The organism is Neisseria sp. P0021.S005, from assembly GCF_051956955.1.
This window is the reverse complement of record NZ_JBQCWY010000265.1, coordinates 1-3,986: the sequence shown is the minus strand read 5'-3', so window position 1 is coordinate 3,986 and position 3,986 is coordinate 1. Positions and strand designations below refer to the sequence as shown.

The window sequence follows — 3,986 nt, the reverse complement described above, 5'->3', positions numbered from 1 at the left end:
ACATCATCCTCGTCGGCGCCAGCGAACGTCCGCACAGCCTTGGCGAACGCATTTTCAGCCACCTGCTCGGTTCCTCATATCAAGGCAAAATCACCCCCGTCAATCTTCGACACAGCAGTGTAGCAGGTATTCCCTCCTACTCCAGCCTCAGCAAAATCCCGGGACAAGCCGACTTGGTTGTTGCCGTTATCCCGCCCGATCATTACGACTCACTGTTCAAAGCTTGCCGCAAAAAAGACCTGCGCCACATTATCCTGATTCAAGATTGGGAAAACCTGCCGCCCGAATCCTGTAAAAACGCCCGTTCCATCATTCAAAAATATCACGGTGACGAATTGAACATCACCGTGTGCAACAGCGCAGGCATCCAACTCCCCTCGCTCAACCTCAACATCGGCACCCAAACCGACTATCCAGCCGGCCATATCGCGTTACTGACTGGCCACAGCACCGTCAGCCGCAACATCAACCACCTGCTGAACACACTGCATCAAGGCGTATCGCGCCACATTAGTCTCAACTATGATCTAAGCCCTACTACATCCGCCGACTGGCTCAACCGCTTCGGCCACAATCGCCATACCAAAGTTGCCGTGATCCACTATAACCCGGCCGAAAACCAACGCGAGCTGTTCAGTGCCATCCGTCACTTTACACACCACACTCCGCTTATCCTGTTGTCCACACACCATACCGACGACACAGACAAAGCCATCCTGCGCAGCCTCAGCCACCATTGCAATTTCCAACCGGTATTCAATACCGCTGAACTGGAAGCGGCCTTAAAAGCCCACCTTTCCGGCATTCCCGTCATTACCAACCCCACCATTCTGTCCGACACGCCGATAGAATGGCTGCGCAGCACCGCCAATGCCTGTGAATTGACCCTCGACCTCCCAACTGATGCCCCATCCATCCGACAAGGCTGCATCGGCAGCAATCCCACGCCTGCACGCATCCACCGTCTAGCGCTCGAACAATTACAAAATCCACATACTCAAGCCCTGCTCGGCATTATTTCGCCAGATACGCCGGATGCGTACAGCATTCATCAAACTCTGAATAATTTGGCACAAAAAACCAGCAAGCCCATTCTCGTCAGCTATCGTTTTTCAGACGGCCTGACTCGGTTTAACACGCCGGAAGAAGCCTTACTGACACTTTATTTCCGCAATCAAACAGCCTATTTGCAACAGGTGCAAAATATCCCTGCGCCAGCCAAAACAGGCCGTCTGAAAACACCTAAAAGCAAAAATATCGATAAAGCCATTGCATCCGGCCAAACCGAACTGATGGCGGAAGTCCTATACCTGCCTCCGTGCCAAACCAAAAAACACAATGCCGTCCAATTTCGATTCAGCCGCCATGCCATTTACGGCAACATCCTTTCCGCCCATTACAACGGCAAAACCGAAGCCGCATTACCTCCATTTACCACACTCGATATCCAGCGTTTAAGCCAATTTGCAGAACTCGACAACACGTCCGTTCTCAATCAATTCCTGCATTCCCTAAACACGCTTATCCACAACAACCAGCATATCGGCGACATTATCCTCAACTACAACGGCAGCCAATACAGCAGCACTATCATTCCCGAAATCGTGGAAAAACCAGCCGTACCAACAACCAAAATCCCAAAAAAAGCCGTCCAAACCTTAGAACAGGCCGCCGCCAAAATGCAAAGCGCCGCCGCCTACCTCCAACAAAAAAATCCGGCAGCGGCCGAATTCCTACGCAACACCGGCGAAGCCGCTTCCGAACTGCTGCACCCTAAAACCGAAACGCCCGAGATACAAAACGTACTCGCACCCTATCCGAGCCAAACCGAGACCTTTACCCTGCCCGACGGCAACACACTGCACATCCGCGCACTAGAGCCTGAAGATGCCGAAGCCAAACAAAAATTTGTCCGCCAATTACCCGCGGCCGACCGCTATACGCGCTTCATGACCCATACCAACGAGTTGCCGCTGCCCACACTCGCACGGCTGACCCGTCCCGATTTCCATACCGAATGCACGTGGGCAGCCTTCGCTTCAGACGGCCATATTGTTGCAGTCAGCCGCTACAGCCGCATCAATCGCAATGAGTGCGAGTTCGGCATTACTTTAGCGCCTGAAGCACGCAAAACCGGCTTGGCAGGCAAAATGATGAGCCTCATCATCCAAACTGCCACACAGCAAGGTTACCAAACTATGAATGCGGAAATCCTCAAAGAAAACACACCGATGCTCAAACTCGCTGAAAAATCAGGATTTACCGTCACCCCATCGGAAACCGACCGCGGTCTGTATCAAGCAAGCCTCGATTTGAACAAATGGCAAAACAGCAACAAAAACAAATAAAAACTTGCATAACCCGTGTGAAATATCCTAAAATTAGCGGTTTCTATATATCCGCATTTTTCAAAAGGACTCAAAATGGTAGTTATCCGTTTGGCTCGCGGCGGCTCAAAACACCGCCCTTTCTTCAACGTAGTTGTAACTGACTCTCGCAACCGTCGTGACGGCCGCTTCATCGAGCGCGTAGGTTTCTACAACCCCGTTGCCAACGAAAAACAAGAACGCGTACGTTTCGACGCAGACCGCATCAACCACTGGGTTGCTCAAGGCGCGAAAGTTAGCGACGCAGTTGCCAAACTGATTAAAGAGCAAAAAATCGCTGCTTAATCAGCTAAAACGACCATGACAGACACTCAAAAACGGGTAGCCATGGGCTACATCAAAGGCGTATTCGGCATTAAAGGCTGGCTTAAAATTGCCGCCAATACCGAATATACCGACAGCCTGCTGGACTACCCCGAGTGGCAGTTGTGCAAGGATGGTAAAGCCCTGAATGTTGTGCTTGAGGCAGGTAAAATTGCCAATGGCGAACTTCAGGTCAAATTTGAAGGTATAGACGATCGCGATCAAGCATTTACCTTGCGCGGCTATACCATCGAAATCCCCAGAGAGTCATTCTCCCCTACTGAGGAAGACGAATACTACTGGGCAGATTTAGTCGGCATGACCGTCATCAACAAAGAAAACATCGTCCTCGGCAAAGTCAACAACCTGATGGAAACCGGTGCCAATGATGTTTTGATGATTAAAGGCGAACACGGACAAATCCTGATTCCCTTTGTCTCCAACTATATCGAATCTGTCGATACCGACAGCAAAACCATTATTGCCGACTGGGGTTTGGACTACTGATGCTGATTCAAGCCATCACCATTTTCCCAGAGATGTTCGACAGTATTGTCGAATACGGCGTTACAGGCAGAGCAAGAAAACAAAATCTTTGGCAGTTTCAAGCCATCAATCCCCGAAAATTTGCCGACAACAAACTTGGCTATATTGATGATCGACCCTTCGGAGGTGGTCCGGGAATGATTATGATGGCTCCGCCGCTTCAAGCGGCAATTGAAGAAGCCAAAGCAAACTCGCAAAAACCTGCCAAAGTAATTTATCTCAGTCCGCAAGGTCAGCCGCTGACACATAAAAAAGCTGCAGAACTTGCCGAACTGCCCCATCTTATTCTTCTATGCGGACGCTATGAAGGCATAGATGAAAGACTGCTGCAAAGCAGTGTGGACGAAGAAATCAGCATTGGCGACTTTGTCGTCTCGGGTGGCGAATTACCCGCCATGATGTTGATGGATGCCGTCTTAAGATTGGTTCCGGACGTATTGGGCGATATACAGTCAGCTGAACAAGACTCGTTTTCAGACGACCTTTTAGACTGTCCTCATTACACCAAACCCGTAGAATTCCAAGGCATGATGGTTCCTGATGTCTTACGCTCAGGAAATCATGGCTTGATTGCCGAGTGGCGATTGAAACAATCCCTGCGACGCACTTTAGAGCGCCGACCTGATTTATTGGAAAAGCGCAGTTTAATCCCAAAGGAATCCCGCCTCTTAAAAGAAATCTTGCAAGAGCAACAGGAAATCCAATCATAACTTAGGAAAAACAAATGAACTTGATTCAACAATTAGAGCA

4 protein-coding genes are annotated in these 3,986 nt (G+C 49.8%); all 4 read left to right on the top strand.

All coding sequences use genetic code 11. The annotated features are described in order from the left end of the window. Positions 1–2 precede the first annotated feature (2 nt). Positions 3–2,348, top strand: coding sequence for a GNAT family N-acetyltransferase (locus ACTHUE_RS12365; protein ID WP_440423591.1), 2,346 nt, complete (start codon positions 3–5; stop codon positions 2,346–2,348). A 75-nt stretch (positions 2,349–2,423) separates the two neighbouring features. Next, positions 2,424–2,672: a 30S ribosomal protein S16 gene (gene rpsP, locus ACTHUE_RS12360; protein ID WP_003684452.1), complete on the top strand. Its 249-nt coding sequence runs from the start codon at positions 2,424–2,426 to the stop codon at positions 2,670–2,672. A 15-nt stretch (positions 2,673–2,687) separates the two neighbouring features. Next, positions 2,688–3,197, top strand: a complete 510-nt coding sequence (gene rimM / locus ACTHUE_RS12355; protein ID WP_107792345.1) for a ribosome maturation factor RimM — start codon at positions 2,688–2,690, stop codon at positions 3,195–3,197. Then, entirely contained in the window at positions 3,197–3,946 is a 750-nt protein-coding gene (gene trmD / locus ACTHUE_RS12350) for a tRNA (guanosine(37)-N1)-methyltransferase TrmD (protein ID WP_107769200.1), read from the top strand. Before rimM ends, trmD begins: the two co-directional genes overlap by 1 nt. The last annotated feature ends 40 nt before the right edge of the window (positions 3,947–3,986 follow it).

What these genes read in the sequence shown, in the direction of transcription:
- rpsP (WP_003684452.1), top strand. Translation starts at nt 2,424, where the DNA reads ATGGTAGTTATCCGTTTGGCTCGCGGCGGCTCAAAACACCGCCCTTTC.
- rimM (WP_107792345.1), top strand. Translation starts at nt 2,688, where the DNA reads ATGACAGACACTCAAAAACGGGTAGCCATGGGCTACATCAAAGGCGTA.
- trmD (WP_107769200.1), top strand. Translation starts at nt 3,197, where the DNA reads ATGCTGATTCAAGCCATCACCATTTTCCCAGAGATGTTCGACAGTATT.